Below are 17,128 nucleotides of genomic sequence, written 5' to 3' on the forward strand. Positions count from 1 at the left end.
CACCCTTACACCCTTACACCCCTACACCCTTACATCCCTACATCTTAAGGATTTGCGCTGATCTTAGTGCCATTCGGATGAGAGCTTGATGCACTAAGAGATTCCGAAGATTGGTATCTCGCCTGAACAATGGGGTAGGAATCCCAAACATTCTTATCAGTCAATGATTTGACTAACTTGATATATTCGGCGTGCGCCCAAGCTAAAGGTGTGGCGCTATTCGTTCCTTCTCCAGTGATGTAGTTATGAGCCTTATTCTCGCCCACACCATCCCAAACTTGTTCAGGAAGCATTAGACTTTCGTTAGCAAAATATTCCATTGCTCGTACATAAGTATCACGTAGTTTAGCAACCTCTTGATCGCTAATAGTGCCTCCATTTTTGGCTTTAGCTAACTCAAGTTCATAATGACCACGTTCACCAGTGAAGAATGGCCAAATCCTGCCTCTGCGGAGTTTTTTCTGGCCATCGTCAATATCCCGAAAGTTACTACCATCGTTGATTTGTTCACCATAGCCATCATTGCCATAGCGTCGGAATCCTGGATACTTTTTACTGTCAAAAGGTATGTCGTACCTCACCCTTAAATCTTCTGAGAGGCTGATATTATCCAAGGCGCAAACACTGGCAGCAATGTGAGCATCATCTCCTTTTCTGACTCCATAACGCACCAATTCCAAGAAACCACCATCTAAAATATGGCGTTCATCCGCTTCCAGCAAACTATTGTTGTCATGGATGCGACTTCCATCGTTAGGATCTGCATTAGGGGTAACTCTCAGGAGATATTCACTGGAGCTACTACAGTTCTTAATATCTCCAGTCGTGGTAAACATAAATTTATCCACATTCTTTTGATATTCATCTGCTTTACTGAAATAAAATTTTGCTGCAAGAGGATCATTAGCTGCATTTTCAGCAATATCACCTGCCGCAACTAACCCAGTAATAATCGCAGCCGTTGTAGAGGGGGAATATCCTGATTGTTCTTCCCATCGTTCTTGATGAGTGCTAGGTGGGTTGATCTTGCGGTTGTTTGCTTGATCAGAGGTATGTATATTGACATTACCGCCATTAGCCAGAAATTCTGCGGCAGGTTTCAACATCGTGCGATATTGCTCTGTGATTTCACCATCCGACAACACTCCAGCTTTCCACAATTTCCAACCCAACATAATGGGCATAGCAGTTTGATCTAACTGCACTCCCAGCCATTCCAAGGTTCCATCAACGTGAGTTTTTTGTAAAAACCAGCCTGTAGCCCCAGCATTACCTGGTGTATCTGATTTTACTTGTACTTTAGGGAGGTATTTAAAGGCCGTTAGGGGAGTTTCTTTATCTCCTAAAGCTAACAAAGCCATAGCTGCTTGATAAAAGTCTCTCGGCCAAACTGCTCGATAGCCTGTGGCAAAGGTATCTGCATTCACAGTATCTCCCCAAGGAACGGATAAAGAAGCAATTAAAGCCCCAGGATTTTCTTTATCTTCCATACTTTTGAGGGTGAAAGCACTGGCATAAAGCTGTTTACCCTTGTCACCAGTGTTGGCAATCATAGCAGGCAGATTTTTAAGACTCGCTATATAGTCTTCCCAACCTACGGCGCTGCCTTTGCCGTTGTATTTTGCTAACAGACTTTCGTACCCTTCTTTTAAAGAAGCATCAGCTTGTTCGGTTGCTTCTTGATAGGTGCTGCCAAAGCCTACAGCAATGTTAAAGGTGGAAGTTTGTCCTTTACTGAGGGTAGGCAGTTGGCCTATCATAGCTACACTTCCCGGCTTGCTCTGATCAGTGTAGTCATAAGTCCAGTCCATCACCCCATTGTCTTTTAAATCTTGATAGCCATCACTACGAGCTACGTATCCGGCTGAGGTTTTCACAAAAGGCAATGAACTCTTCAAACTTAGATAAACAATTTCCCCTTCCCTAGCATTGAGACTATCGCTTTTAACAAAAGCTACATCTTCTTTACCTGTATTATTCATGTGAGGATTGATGAGAACGTAGGGGGTAACGTTATCCTCTTTGGCAGTAAAGATCACTTTTGTAAACAAAGTTTGGTGATCAGGATCGGTAAAGATGTGCTTTTCAATAGTGTATTTGCCTTCTTTATCGGTATTGATCACACGATAGGCTGGAGAAAGAGGCCTTCCATCTTTATCTTTATCTAGATAGTCCACCTTACTGGTGGTAGAAACCTTCTCTTCATCAAAAAAACCGTTTCCTGTGACTAAGAATTGTAAGTCATTGATCTGGGCGCGATCTATTTCCCCATAGGCGGTTTCTGTCACAATACCTTGAGCAATTGAAAACCAAACCTTGGAGATGGCATTTGTAGGAGCGCGATCGCTATACTTACCATCCACATACTGTTCATAGGATGTTCCAATGCCTTGCTTTCCAGCATAAGACCAAACAGAGGAAACACCCGGTGCGCCTGGTGCAATACCACCACCGACTGCCCAAGCAGCGTTTGTTCCTAAGAACAAAAGCGAGCAAAGAGCAACTAAGTTAGCTAATAACCAACGTTTCATATGGATGAATTGTTTTTCTAAGTGAGTAAAATTGAGCTTGGTATTAATGGACTTCCAGAAAGTAAGTGATGCAATTTTGAGAGTGAAGATCATTATGAGATTCTTTCTCTCTTGGTTCTTTTACTCATCAAGTAGAAGTCGCTTAACGCCCCACAATACCGGCAGCCAGAGGCTTCAGACGGAAAATATAGTAGGGGGGAGCAGAAATATTCTCCCCAGCATTGAGAGGCGCGGAATGGTGCAGTTGATTACAGTCGAAATACAAATAACCATCTGAACCGAAGTTGAAGGAGTCTGTCCAAGACAACTTCTCGTCAGTAACCAGCAATTTATAAGAGCGATCTGCTGATGTAATCACCCCGACCGCACTATGAGCTAAGTCACCTACATAGATGTTGTGATCTTTGTCAATGGAAATGCCATCACAAATTGGCTTTTCACTGTATCGTTCAATTTTGCTACCCAGTTCAGCATCAGTTAATTGAAGATTGCTCAAGTCTGCACTCTTGATCCGATACATACTAGTACTGTGCATCGGACTTAAGTATAGCCATTCGTTTTCTGCATCTAGAACAATACCATTGACACCCAAATGAGGACGAATTACAGTCCCATCAGGCTGACCAATTTGCACTGGTACTCCATCAATGACTAAATCAATATCTTCTGGTGCTATACCTGGGTAGCCTTGCAAAACACGAGCAGCTAAACCTGTCTGCAAATCTACTCTAATCAGAGCCGCTTTGTCATCTGGTGCTGGATCGGAAATATAAACAAAATTATGAATCAAATCCACCGCCAAATCATTCACAAAGGAATCACTAAGGGTTATGGGTGGTGGTAAGTAAATCACCCGTGATAATTGATTATTTCGAGTATCCCATGCTACTAGCTTAGGGACTGACTTACTTTGATTGCCATTATCTAACATCCAAACGATTCCATTGCCATCAGACTTGATACCCAGTACGGTATCGAAAGTAATGATTGGGTTCCCAGACTGAGGAGGAAAGGGGATTAAACCATCCTCAGTTAATTCTGCTACCTGCATTTCAGGTTGATAAAATTGATGCAAACTGAGAAAAAGCCTACCATCTGGTGTCAGAGTGATATTACCAGGGGCTAAGGACAATTTTGCTACTACCTCTAGGCGATCGCCTAAATTTTCCATGACAAAAATGTTTGATTGACACAGCAAGAAAATAGCAACTTGAGCAGATGCGATCGCAGAAGTAGGGTTTTACCTGTAATCCCGTAGATCACATAGGACGAAATGCACATTTCGGGATATCTGCATTCAAATCATCCAGGTGCATTTCGCATAAAAATGCCCCCTATTTGCTTGTGAACAGCCATAACAGATAGAATTTCTTCCATAGAATAGCCTCATCTATGCCAAGGTTTTCAAAAAACTGATACTAGGGGCGAAAAAATACTCGCCACCTTTCATATTTATCCAAAGTTGAAAATTGTATTCTTCTGTTTCTGGTTCACCCCATTTTTTAGGCCATTTCTGAGTTCCCTGTGGTTGACCAATTAATGGATCTGGGCCAGTATTCACCTGGACGAAATTCTGAGGATTAGCCCATCTTGATTGCATAAAATTAAACTGATTTTCAATGTTGGATTGAAAGCAAAGGAATAGTAATCCTGAACCTGAAACTGGTTCTTTATTAGGATTATTTTCGCCATAACTCACGGCTCGACGAGTAATTCTATGACCTCTTTCTTCCTTAAATGCTTCATCAAAGTGACCATCAGTAGTTATTAATCTAGCTGTATCCCCACGAGGATTAGTCTTGCGTGTATGAGCATGAAACGGACACTTAGTTGCGGCTAAATCATGATCATAATTGAAGTTATTAGTAGGTGTAACTGCATAAGTCGGTATATCTGAAAGAGTTACTGGAGTACCATCAGAGAAACGACCTACAATTAAAGCTCCAGCTAAATCTTCCTGAATTTTTAATTCTTTAGCTAAGTTGCGCTGATCTTCGCGGAATGCTTTCACATTCTGTTCGAGTTTTCGGTAGACCAAATAACTGCCATAGCTATCTTTTGTATTCCCGTTAGGATCTTCGACTAAAATGCTATCCAGAGGAGCTTTTGGGTCCCATTTATCAAAATCACAGTTGTTTACCCTCTCCTTCACAACGTCCCGTTTCATAAACAACGGTTGACTTACACCATCCACAAAGCCAAAGTGTTCGATAATTTGTCCGGCCTTATTTCTGAGGATAAATCCATCTTCTCGGTGAACAATTTCCGCTATTTGACGCAGTTCTTGCGTCATTTGATTGACAATTTGTAATAAGTCTATAATGTCATCATCTGCAAGCAAAATTAAGGCATGAATTTCACTTTGAAATCCTAAATCCCAAGTTTCAATTTTAGGATCACCCAAAGAGCTTCTAATTTCTTCGTTTTTCATACCCATTCTAAATGGTTTATCTCCGGGTATTTGAAACGGCTCAATTTCTAAATATTCATATCCATGACGAGACAAGAAAAAGTTACCAAATACTTCTCCTGGTATGCCTTTTTGTCTATATTTAAAGGCTTCATCTGACTGTTTTTTTGCAGAAGTTATATAAGTTTGAGCAAAATTCTGAATCCACTGCTTAACGACTTCCACTCGCTCAGGCTTGAATTGTAAAAATAGATGAACACTATGATCTCGTCCATGTCCTTTGAGAATGTTGCCTTGTAAATCATTCAGCAAATTTCGGTATTTACCTGGATTTTCTGAATCAATGCCATCTTCTGGTAAGTGTTGCAAATCTTTTTCAGTTAGTGCCATGAATTAATTCCTCGGTTTGCAAGTTGCCAATTATGCTCATGTCAAAGTAACAACATAGGATTAAGCTGCAAGCTTGACTATCTTTGCCAGAGAAGGCTTGCCTACGTTGTTGAGGTAAAACATCATGTAATATCCAGGAGGATAAAGGTTTTTATTTTCTGGAGTTTTAAAGCTGATGGAAGACTCATCTCCTAAAACAACATTTTCTATGGGCAATTGTGCTAAACGTTGTCCATAATCAAAAGAGTGAGTTACTGCCCCCAGTTTTACCAGGACTAGAGAGCCATCTTGAGTCGCATTCTTGACAGATATCGTATTAGATTGACTGTATCCCAGATTACTAGGAGCTTTAACAATTTTAGGGCGAGAACCAGGCTTGAAAAGATAGGGAGGACTGAATACTTCCCCTTGCCAAATTTCCGCAGGCACAAAGGGTTCTTCGTCGCCTTTGGCAAGATAGCTCTGAGGGTTTTGATAATATTCTTCTAGATTAAATTCCTTCTTCTGCCCAGATTTATCTCTCAGATCGGCTAATTTATAATAGGTTTTGGCATCTTGCAATACATCAACATGAACAGTGCCATCTTCATCTCTTAAGGCTCGGTTAGCATTACCACCGATCGCTAAAACACGAGCATCGGGTAATAATAATGCACCGTTATGATACAGCCTGGGGAGTTTTGCTGGATTCATCCGTTTGGTTTGATAACCCCCAGGAGCATCCTGAGCAGCAGTCATCAACAAAGGCTCATAGACAGGTTTGTATTCTGGATATTCGCCACCATTAACAACTAATATTTCCTGAGTTGGTAAAATTACAGATTGGAGATTAGCTCTGGGCTTATCCAAAAAGTTTGGCACGATTTCCCACTTGCCGTTCTTTTCACCACTTTTTGCCGGAGATAGCCAACGCTGTAAACTAGTAGCAACTCTTGATCCTGGTGGGAAACCTTTGGTAGTATTATTTAATCGCCCAAAGTTAATGCTGTTAGTGCCGATAATTCCACCAAGGAGTAAGACATCTTCTGAGTTAGGAACTTGTAGGGCTGTTCCATAAGCTTTAGAGCTTTCCCCCCTATCTGGGCCTACTTCAAAGCTGACAGATAATGCCCCCTCTGCATTCTCTTTGACAGACATTAAATAGCTTTTTTTACTACTATGTGGGACTAAAACCCCAGCAATACCCGCCTCATCTCCGGTGATCAAAAGTCTACCATCCGCAGTAGGAAAAACACGAGGATAGAGGTCTATACTATCGTAGCTATCTACATCTTTGAGTTTGGTGTTGAAAGGACTATTTTTGACAGTTGTGAGGTCGATGTACTGGAGCTTTTCTGTTTTCGGATCGTAGATTTCTAAAGTGGGATTAATCTGATTTGGAGCATCAACTTTTAGTCCTGAAAATATCACAACTTTACCATCAGCAAGGGAAATCAAACTGGGATACCACCGTCCTTGTTTGAGTGGTTTTAGAGCCGACCACGTTCCGGTTTTCCAGTTATACAGGTTGATTTGTCTATTACCTGTAAATGCGCCTCCTGGGTAATAGCGTCCAGTTCCACTGACAAAAAGAATGTTACCGTTGGATAGTTGCAGATGTCCGGTGCAGAATAAGTCATTGGTTTCCCCAGCCTGGATAGATGGTGGGGAGGGAATGCGCTCAAATTTTCCAGTTACAGGGTCAAGAAGACCTGTATTATTGATGACATCATAATTTCTGACATCAACTCCCTCAACCAGATCGACGTTCTCTTGTTCTTTTACTTGAGTGGTGCGAAAACTACTACCATTAACGACTAAAACTTTTCCATTGGGTAGCAGTATCGTATGCACAGACTGCATTCTGTCTTCTGGAGGGGGCATAGGTAGAGTTTCCCAAGCCCCCATTTCTTCTTTTGTCCCAATTATGGGGCTGGCGATCGCCTGTTCCCAACCGCAGAGACTAATAACGAAAGCCAGGATAAAGATGATAAAAATTGAGACTATTGTCAGACGTTTTGATTTGGAGACTATCATAGTCAACTATTTAGAGCCAATTTTCTTTAATTCTTTCCGAGTTACCTTGATGGCCTCATCAGCAATATCGTAAGCATTGGGGTATTGATTTGGAGGATCTTCATCAGGTATCCAAAACTTACGTCGAGTCAAACGCAGTGAGTTAGCAAAAGCAGGGATAGCATTGAAAATCTCTACGGCGATCGGGCCGTCATAAACTTTGACAATGGGTGTTAAAAAAGATTTCCAAGGAAGCCAACTGGTATGAAGAGCGCCCCGGTCTGGAGGAGAGACTTGGACGTAATGTAGTCTTCCTTGTTGAGCAAGATACTCCACTTGTGTTTTAAATATCTCTGGCCCCTCGCCATCCAAAATTTCGTGGGCGCTATCAATGACTACTCCCACTTGTTTACTGGTAACGCCTTTGAGAAACTCGATTAATTGAGATAATTTGTTGGGGCCTGGTGTTTCCCAATGGGTGATCGGTTCAATGGCTAATTTAACTTTTTTTGTCTCTGCGTATTCGCCTAACTTATTCAGCACAGGTTGGGCGTTAGCATAACGAACTTTGAGATGTTCCTGAAGTGCATCACTCCAGATAGGCTCGTTGAAGTCTGTTGTCGGAAAAACACCATAAGGGATGACAATTGGCCCCATCATAATTTCACCCCCTAAGGCGGCAGTGATATCAACCCGTGACTTCAGATACTCTAGAGCTTCTTGTCGCTGTTCTGGATAGTTAGAAGAAGGATCGAAGGTGCGGGTAGCTCCCACGTTAGTGGAAATTTTTACATTTTCTAACCCTTCAGTGTCTAAAAAATGGCGCAGATTCGTGTAATTTTCTAAATCTTGGGCGTAATTTCCAGGAAGTCCGGGAGCAATAGGAAACTCAAACCCACTATAACCAAATTTCTGTAGCTTTTTGATATGAGCTACCACAATTCTCCGATAATCTAAGTCATCGGGTCGCAAATTAGTGGTAAACATGAAAAAGCTGATGTAAATATCAGATGTTGCAGGCAATTTACTCATTTCGTTATTTTTTTTAAATTGGTATTACTTAGTAGTCCTTACCCGTCAGCCATTGAATCAAAGCATCGGGATTTTCCATCACGGCTTTTGGATCGAACATCGGCCAAACATAGACAATACCTTCTTCGTCAAGACGAAAGAAGTTGTGTAGAGTGTATAGAGTTCCTTTTGTTGTCCTCATCTGCCATACACCACTTGCTCTTGGGTATTCAACAGTGGTTGACATGATGTTCACTTCTGCCACACGAGTCGTCACACCTTTTAAAAAAGGAATAACTTCTTCAGTTCCTTTGAAAGTATTACCACTAATAGGACTCAGAAACTCAAGGTTGCAAGAGAATTGTACTTGTGAAAAATCACCAGTTTCAAAAGACAGAAAGTATTTTTTGAGTATGTCATGATATTTTTCTGTATCCATGTTGTTAGGTTCCAAAAAGTGGAATTATACAAAATTATCAAGGTTTTACATTCCAAATTTGACGAGCAATTTTCCAGCGATCGCCATCTTTTTGCATCAACCATAAAGCTCGATATTTGATTTGTGTTGATGGACTACCATCTTTTGGACGAATGGTAGCTAAAGAAATCCCGATGACATAACCAGAATCGCCTTTGACTTCGATTTCCTCAGCCGTGAAGATCGGATCAATATCTTTATCAGCAATGCTTCCAGCAAAGCCTTCTAAAATATCCGGTATACCGCAGCGATCAATTCCATTAGGTGGCATCCACAAAGCATCTTCTGTATACATATCGGCATAGGCAGATAAATCTCCTGATCGGACATTATCGGGATAGACTTCTTCAAATATGCGTCTGATTTGATCTTGATCATGCAGTTTCATTTGTTTTCTCCTGTTAATAAAGCTGTAACTTTTTCACTTTTATCTAATAACTGAACTAGTTCCATCATTCCTTGATCTTCATGATCTCAAATATAACGGTGTAGAATAAATGGGCGAGTAAAATCCGTATACGTCATAATCAAATTAACTGTAGGGTGCGTCAGCCCTAATAATTTTGTACACATTAAAAGATTTTCTACATCTGATTCAACCTATCTAGTGTTCCAGTTGCGTAAGTCCTGATTTGAATCAACTATGAATAATTAACAAATGTGCAAGTTTAAAAATTGGTAAAGCTGTCCCATATTTAACATCCTGAATAGGAATACTATTACACAATGATTTGATGTAATTTAAGTATGCAAATTAGATATAGAACAGCTTCCCAAATATGGTTAGCATACCGAGGTTGCTATGGATTGTTACAAATTTACGTAGCAGTTGAAATCGGTTATAAATCGGTCACTTGGCGTAAATAATTACGAGCCATTAAAGCATATGTTAAAGGATTGGCTTTGTTTGGATCTTGTTCTGCCTCCACCATCAGCCATCCTTCATATTTAGCTTTAGCAAGTTCTTGTAAAATGGGCTGAAAATCAATTGCACCATCTGCATCTCCTGGAACCGTAAATATCCCTGCTCTGATGGAATCTAGAAAGCTACGACCAGTTTTTTTCGATTCATCTAAAATTTGTTGACGGATATTTTTTAGATGAACGTGTTTGATCCGATTAGCATACTTTTTAGTGACGGCTAGAGGATCAACATCTGCATAGTACAAATGACCAGTATCGAGAAGCAGCTTAACATTTTCGGCATCAGTGCCTTGCATCAAACGGTCAATATCCGCAAAGTCTTCTACTCCCGTACCAATGTGGGGGTGATAAACCAACTGCATACCGTTTTCTTTTGCCAATGAACCCAGTTTATTTAGCCCCTTAAATAAATCTGCCCATTGCGCGTCGGTAAAACGAGGTCTGTTAACTAGAGGGTCTACACATTTCTTTTGATGAACAGCACCGCCAAGTTCAGCAACAACAATATTTTTGCCTTTCATTTCCTTCATGAAAGCCACTTGTTTGTCGAATTCTTTAAGGGTTTCATCTTCCTTTCCCTCGGTGAATAAAGTGCCTACCCAAGGTTCAGAAATTTTCAAATCACGAAGTTTTAACTCTTTTTTTAAATCCTTTATTTTTTTCGGAAATTTAGGTGACATTTGCGAACCTTTGAAGCCAGATAGTGCCATTTCACTTAAAATCTGCTCGTAAGGGATAGGAGGATTAAGATCAATAGTCAGGTCATCACTATTACTCCAACCAGTAGGAGTAATGCCCAAATCGACTTTTTTGGGGTCAAATGTTGGGTTTAAGAGTGTAGGTTTAGATGAAGGAGAAACCAGAGATACTAGAACTGAATTGTTTCCACTGGGAGCAGCCGTAGCGGGAAGTGTTAAGCTATTTATCCCCACAAAGATAAAGACAAATGATAGGGCAAATAAACGGCTAATTTTTTTAATTTTGAACAAAATAGATGATTTATTTGTCTTCCGTTCATTCTTTGTCAACATGACTTAGTGATTCCTAATCTTTAGTTAGATGATGAAATTAGAACTCTCAAATAATTAACAATGAGTCAAATATATATAAAACTCATCGCTAAACATGGGAGTAGACTTAAAGCGGTGTGAACATTTTCTCGAAATTTAAAGTGTCAGCACCGCTTCAAGTGAAGAACTGAAGAATGAATTGATATATCTTTGCGAAGATGAGTATTCAAATATTCTCAGGACTCATCATCAAGATTATCGTTCAGATTCAGTTTTTACTGAATAGCTCCAAACTTAGAGACACTTCCGTTATAAGTAGTCCCGTCAGGCATCAGAGAATTGGACAGATCGGCTCCAGAGAATTTAGCTCCTTTAAGAATTGCAGATGATAATCTCGTATTTCTCATGTAACTACTAGAAAAATCTGCATTCGATAAATTTGCTCTAGAAAGAACTGCTCCTTTGAGCTTGGTATTTTTCCCCAAAGCATTAGACAAATCTGCATCAATGATAACTGCCTCTGTTAAATCTGCATCACCTAAATTAGCGTTTAATAATGTTGTCTTATCCAGCAGGGCGTTATACAAATCTGCCTGAGAAAGATTAGCCCCCGTTAGGTTGGCACTAGAGAAAGTGGTTCCCATCAAGATAGCTCCTGATAGATTAGCTCCTGATAGATTAGCTCCGTTTAGCTTTGCATCATTGAGTAGGGTATTGGAGAGATTTGCATTGGAAAGATTTGCCCCGCTAAGTGCGCTGCCATATAAATCTTTATTCGATAGATCGGCTCCCGATAGATCGCAATTAACACAGGCATTTGTTGCCAGTAACTTAGTCTGATCTGAAGCAACAAAGGCGTTAGCGGGTGAGATAAAGATCGTTAAGCTAAAGAAAATTGAGAGGGCAATAGTAGAGATTCTAGAAAACCAGGATGAAATACTCATGTTTGTTCTTGAGAATAGAAAATGTTGCAATTTTTTCAGAACCAAAGACGGTTTTTTTGGCAGTTGTGTGAGTTAAACTCTACGCAAAAGAGATGTTAGCTTTTAGTAAGGCTAACTAAAGGAGGTTCACTCCAAGTTGCGTATCCCTGGCCTTTCGCGCCTGGTGGGTTAACACCGATCGCCTGCCATAAAAGTCCTTCTGGATAGGCCTGGGCGCTGATAACAAAGGTTCCATCTTTTTCTTTGGTACCAAATGTGTCCCGCCAGGATTGTGGTAGTGCATACCACGTAGCTATGTACCAAACTTTAATGATATTGCGGGCGATGGGTCCAAATTTTTCCGATGCCAATATCTGTGTAATAGATTCGTGGTTTTTCTCTTTCTTTTCCAGCTTCAATTTATGAAAAGTCGTTAACAGTTCTGCAAATATATCTCCACCAATGATGTCCCGAATGGTTTCAAAATAGAGAGTAGCCATGCCTGTTCCCTGCAATTGAAACTTGGAAAAACCTGTCAGAACCACTGAAATATTAAGGAAATACTCCTTAAATTCAGGTGCATTAATATCCATCAATTATTTACCTCCGCAAAAATTTTAAATCCCGACTCAAAGTTAGTTAACGCTTATCTAACTTAAAAATAGGAGCCGCATTCACCCCTGGATTTCCAGGAATAGGATTACGCATTAAACTGTTAGCTTGTTCTTTGAGGCGGAACATTCCCCCAACTGCTGGAATTAACTGCTCAGGATGCCCATCAAAAGCGTATTCAATTTTGGTTAAGAAATCTCTATAGGCAGAGTGAAACTCTAAGGCTGCTGTACGTACTTCTGATCCCTCTGGATAATCACTCAGTTTGGCATTATCCTTAATGGGATAAACTTCATTCCAATCTACGTTAAAGGATTTGCCTGTAGGCTCATTGGGCTGATCGGATTTTGTCGGATCATCTTTGTCGATCACATAATATTTTTCTAATAGGATTTGCTGAAAACGATAGTCATGGGCTAGTTCTCGTTCTGCATCATAGATTGTTCCACTTCTTGACCCTTCACCCTGCTCTTGAATTACTTTTAAAGCTCGCATGGCCGAACGCAGGTCGGTCACTGGGATGATATCTCCACCACCGTTATAGTAATATTCAGGGGTGATTTGTCGCCGAGGATCGCCGCAAAATAGATCGGGACCTTTTTCTTTATAGAGTGCGTTGAGACCACGAATGATCTCTGCATAAAATAAGCCAATGCTATAGAAAGTTTTGGTCGGATCACAGCCTACAACTTCTAGCAAATATTCTTGTAAGCTTCGAGACTCAACTAATGGATCACCTTCTTCAACATCCTTAGAACGTTCAATCTTCCGAAAGGTTTCTATGGTCTTTTTGGAGAACTTGGTTAAACCTACTTTAAAGTCTGTAGATCCTGTAGGTAAATAACTCGGATATGTGGGAATAAAGTTAGGTGCTGTCAAGACTGGTGATGCAAACGAGCCTCCCACCGCATTATAAACATTAGCGACGAGAGTTAGGTGCAACATTTCTTCTACAGCAACCTCCCGGATAATATGAAAAGCCTCTAAATTTTTTCCGGGTTTAATAGAGTAAAGCGCTGTCATGTAAGGGGGGATGGTTGCGTGTTCTATCTTCATTGCTTGGATGAGATAGTACTTCAATTGTTCAACCGTTGTAATCAACTTTAAGCTATCGGCGGCTATAGTCATAGTTTTATTTGCGAGGTTTTTGCGACTTCGTAAAGGGTACTAGGGAGTGTCATCAAGTAGCTAGAGAACTCTATTTATATTTAAGTTTCAATTCTGATGAATTTTTGGATTCAAAGTGTTGAAGCTTTTATCTGATAGAGCGTTATTTTTATTGATGACAAGTTTTAGCGAGCTTGCAAATTAGCAGCTGGCAAATTATAAGAATTAAATTCTTGCAGTATATGCTCGGCAGTTCTAAAACTTAATGCAGCAATGGTTAAGGTTGTATTAGAACTACCAATGGTTGGCATACTTCCTGCGCCGACCAGGAAAAGATTCTTATGATCCCAGGAACGCAGATAACTATCAACAACTGAATTCGACGGCGTTGTTCCCATGATATGAGTTCCCGAAAAGTGGTTTCCACCTTTGTATACGTAACCTTCACCCTCGAACTCAAAATAGGCGGGGTCTTGAGGATCGTAGTGAGTATAATCTTCCGCACCTAAACGCTCGAAGATGACACGGGAGACTTTTCTGGTGTAAGCAAGGGTTCGACGACTGTAGTCGGGTAGGTTGAAATTAATGATGGGACGATAGTTACCTAGTTTATCTTTGTGTCTGGGATCGATAGTGACTCGGTTACCGTACTCAGGGAGTAATTCACACATGAAAGCCAACAGCAGTTGTCGGGAAATCCGACTAATCAATGTCTGACGCAGTTCTTGTCCATATTTGTTTTTGTTATCGATCGCGTCTTCTACTTCACTCTTAGGTGATCCGGTAGCCCATCCCCAACCATCATTGTGAATGTCTACGGCGAAGGCGGACTGTTTTCTGCGAAAATCGCCTTTACGGAATGTTCCAATTCCTGATGTTACAAGAGGCCCTCGCATAGTGCCGGTGACTTCAGGCATCAAAGCCCAAGCTAAGGTGAAGGGGTGATCCATTAAGTATCGCCCTATCAATCCACTGGTGTTAGGCAATTCAGAGCCGAGCAATAGCCGAGCGTTTTCAACTGCATTAGTCGCTAAGACAAATACGGTTCCTTTAGCGGTTCCTGTGGTGTAATCGCTAGAGTTGGGTTTTTTATAGTTTTTGTAGTGAACGGCAGTGATGCGACCATTTTGGCGATCGTATTCCAGCTTATAAGCTACTGCTTGGTAGAGTACATGAACTCTGCCTGTTTCAAAGGCTTTACCTAAAGTTCTGCGAGCATCATATTTTGCTTGAACAGGACAGATAGGAACACAGTTGGCATTCCCTTGACAACGTTCTCCATATTGAACAGGATGGACAGTAGTAACTCCGTCTGGGACAAAGAGGTTACCTTGATCGTATTTAGGGTTGGGTACTCCATTACGAGCTTGAGGAAACGTAGCAAAGCTGATTGTGTGAGTTTTGCCATAAAGTTCAACCTTGGTGCCATTGACTTTCTCAATAACTTTTTGATCCAAGTAAGAGGGGGGGAGCTTTTCCATCGGGAAAACATAGTCTTGGGGAAATTCAAGGCCTAGTTCTCTTTGCTCATCTACATCTCCACAAACACCCATTTCATGCTCGGCTTTGCGGTAGTAAGGCTCAAGGTCTTGATAGCTAATCGGCCAATCAAGACCTTGACCGTAGGTACTAGATAGCTTGAAATCTTCCGGTAACATCCGTGGAGTTTTTGCTTCCCAGTGCATGGTTGTTCCGCCCAGAACTCTGGTATAGGAACCCGCCAGAGGCATGGGGCCCTTCTCTATAAAATAGTCGTTGTAATCAGTGGGGCTGGGAACGTTAGAGTTAGCGGGATAGGGGGAGTTAGGATTTTTATCTACCGCTTTGTAGAAGGTATCAACATAACTTTGAAAGCCTGCAAGAGTTAAATCCTTGTGTACTGTAGCTTCAATGATTAAAACCCTCTTGCCTTGTTGACTCAATTCTTTGGCAACAATGGCTCCAGCTACTCCTGTTCCAACTATGACAGCATCATAAACAGTTTTAGATACTGTCTCAGAATCAACATTGACCAATTGACTGAGGCTCATAGATTATTCCTTAAAAGTTGGTCTTTGACATGATTATCTTTGGCAACATCTCCAGATATGAAATGAGAGGAGTTTTGCTTCAGCCACGTCTTTATTGAAGGTTCCACTACTGATTTAAGGGAGTCAACACTAACGGAATTTTTTCTAGTTTGCTAGCAATTTCTTCCAGAAAAGTCCGCAATGTTTACCTGTTATCGAGTCTAGTAACACACTAATGAGCTAATTCCGATTCCAGTAAATTAGGAGACAATCACCTTTAGTCAGAATGAAAACCTTTTGAGCAATCGATTTCTGAGTTTACAGATGAATATTGCTTCTGATTTACAGAATTTTTAAGTTATACCAATTCTCCAAAATCAAGTAACACATCCAAACCTTAAAACCCAGACCAAATCTGAATTTCTTAATTTTGAATTTTGAATTTTGAATTTTGAATTGGTATTATGTCGTTGAGAAACAACACCATATTATCATCACCATAAAAACTTGTCCGTCAATCAGTAATTTTACGTAAAATGTGTGGAATACACGGATTATTAAGGTTTTTTTGGACTGCTTTACCTATGGTGTGGCGTAGCCCATCGCTCACAGGCAATACTTCCTGTCATCGTGTTTCTGGGTTTTTCGGGACTAGATGACTTAATAAATTTCTGCTATGCACCGTAAAAGTGATACAGGGTTACCGAAATATTTCTTTACAGTTTTCGCAACTTATTTGGCAAATTGATCTTGCGTGAATTTGATTTTTAGAAAGAATATCAATGGATGATACTGATGAGTTTATATGTTAAATAATATTTAATTATAAAGCTGTATTTATAAGTAGTAACTTAATTTGAGGATTGGCGAATAAGACAGTGCGATCGCCTGTAGGTCATCGCTAGGAAATTTGTGTTATATCAACAATAAAATTATATTCTTGAAGGCTGTTGCAATTTAAGTTCATAAATAGGAGAAGTGGCAAATTCTTCAAGTTCAAATAATGCTAATAAACGATACCATTCTTGCTGATGAGTAGCGTGATTTTTAGCGATTTTACTAACAGTTTCATACCAAATGTTGTTTTCCGCATAAAGAACGTACTGTGGTTGATGTCCTGTTTTCTTGATTGGCCGTACAATCTGAGGAATTGCTGCAACTCGTTTAATCCAACCATCTACACTAATATTTGTGTTAAGTCCCTGCTCATTCACACAAGTAATGTTGAGGTACCAACGATATCTTTGTCCAATCAATAGTGGTTTTTCGGTAGAAGGAAGAGTAATACTGACGATACCTTTTGTTTCTGGTAAAGAGAATGGTAGAGGCTTGGTCAAAACAGACTTTTTCTGTTCATTTAATAACCTAAACTTGGCTGGAAGTGACTGGGAAGATCCACCAAAAGGTAAATAGAATAAGAACTGAGGATGAGCCTGAGTAGTCAAGCCTTCATTGCTCTGGGGAACTAATGCAATTAGGGTATTTTTATCTATTTGAGAGCATTGCGATCGCGTCGCCCCTCCTCGTGAACGTCCAGAAGCATTCCCCTCTGGTCGGGAATTGCTAAACAGCCGACCAATACGCTCCACAAAATTCTGTGCTTGGGCTGGCTCAACAAAAATGGGTGACAGAGAACTAAAACAAAAAACTGTTGTCAAGGTGCTGACGAAAACCGTTTGCCGCCTGGGCGATAATTGTTTACGGATCATTTTTTTATCTCCTGTTTGT

General features: G+C 40.5%; 13 protein-coding genes. All 13 read right to left on the reverse strand.

The window, feature by feature from the left end:
• Nucleotides 1-44 precede the first annotated feature (44 nt).
• The gene (locus H6G14_RS16340) at nt 45-2,531 is read right to left on the reverse strand and encodes a glucan 1,4-alpha-glucosidase (RefSeq protein ID WP_190568404.1); all 2,487 of its coding nucleotides are present in this window, start codon (nt 2,529-2,531) and stop codon (nt 45-47) included.
• A gap of 142 nt (nt 2,532-2,673) precedes the next feature.
• The gene (locus H6G14_RS16345) at nt 2,674-3,702 is read right to left on the reverse strand and encodes an L-dopachrome tautomerase-related protein (protein WP_190568405.1); all 1,029 of its coding nucleotides are present in this window, start codon (nt 3,700-3,702) and stop codon (nt 2,674-2,676) included.
• A 219-nt stretch (nt 3,703-3,921) separates the two neighbouring features.
• Nucleotides 3,922-5,331 (reverse strand): Dyp-type peroxidase, encoded by a 1,410-nt coding sequence (locus tag H6G14_RS16350; RefSeq protein WP_190568406.1) that lies wholly within the window; start codon nt 5,329-5,331, stop codon nt 3,922-3,924.
• A 60-nt stretch (nt 5,332-5,391) separates the two neighbouring features.
• A complete protein-coding gene (locus tag H6G14_RS16355; protein WP_190568407.1) occupies nt 5,392-7,347 on the reverse strand; it encodes a galactose oxidase early set domain-containing protein in 1,956 nt (651 codons plus the stop codon).
• A 6-nt stretch (nt 7,348-7,353) separates the two neighbouring features.
• Complete coding sequence (locus H6G14_RS16360; RefSeq protein WP_190568408.1) at nt 7,354-8,358, reverse strand: sugar phosphate isomerase/epimerase family protein; 1,005 nt, start codon at nt 8,356-8,358, stop codon at nt 7,354-7,356.
• Between the two features lie 28 nt (nt 8,359-8,386).
• A complete protein-coding gene (locus H6G14_RS16365; protein WP_190568409.1) occupies nt 8,387-8,776 on the reverse strand; it encodes a DUF4904 domain-containing protein in 390 nt (129 codons plus the stop codon).
• 37 nt (nt 8,777-8,813) lie between these two features.
• Nucleotides 8,814-9,203: a YybH family protein gene (locus H6G14_RS16370; protein ID WP_190568410.1), complete on the reverse strand. Its 390-nt coding sequence runs from the start codon at nt 9,201-9,203 to the stop codon at nt 8,814-8,816.
• 451 nt (nt 9,204-9,654) lie between these two features.
• A complete protein-coding gene (iolE, locus tag H6G14_RS16375; RefSeq protein ID WP_190568411.1) occupies nt 9,655-10,770 on the reverse strand; it encodes a myo-inosose-2 dehydratase in 1,116 nt (371 codons plus the stop codon).
• 254 nt (nt 10,771-11,024) lie between these two features.
• Entirely contained in the window at nt 11,025-11,693 is a 669-nt protein-coding gene (locus tag H6G14_RS16380) for a pentapeptide repeat-containing protein (protein ID WP_190568412.1), read from the reverse strand.
• A 95-nt stretch (nt 11,694-11,788) separates the two neighbouring features.
• Nucleotides 11,789-12,265, reverse strand: a complete 477-nt coding sequence (locus H6G14_RS16385) for a hypothetical protein (protein WP_190568413.1) — start codon at nt 12,263-12,265, stop codon at nt 11,789-11,791.
• A gap of 46 nt (nt 12,266-12,311) precedes the next feature.
• Complete coding sequence (locus H6G14_RS16390; protein WP_190568414.1) at nt 12,312-13,412, reverse strand: ferritin-like domain-containing protein; 1,101 nt, start codon at nt 13,410-13,412, stop codon at nt 12,312-12,314.
• A gap of 164 nt (nt 13,413-13,576) precedes the next feature.
• Nucleotides 13,577-15,421: a GMC family oxidoreductase gene (locus H6G14_RS16395; protein WP_190568415.1), complete on the reverse strand. Its 1,845-nt coding sequence runs from the start codon at nt 15,419-15,421 to the stop codon at nt 13,577-13,579.
• Nucleotides 15,422-16,332: 911 nt separating this feature from the next.
• Entirely contained in the window at nt 16,333-17,109 is a 777-nt protein-coding gene (locus tag H6G14_RS16400; RefSeq protein ID WP_190568416.1) for a DUF928 domain-containing protein, read from the reverse strand.
• Between the last annotated feature and the right edge of the window lie 19 nt (nt 17,110-17,128).

It is taken from the genome of Nostoc parmelioides FACHB-3921, from assembly GCF_014696625.1.
In the GTDB taxonomy this organism is placed as follows: Bacteria; Cyanobacteriota; Cyanobacteriia; order Cyanobacteriales; family Nostocaceae; genus Trichormus; species Trichormus parmelioides.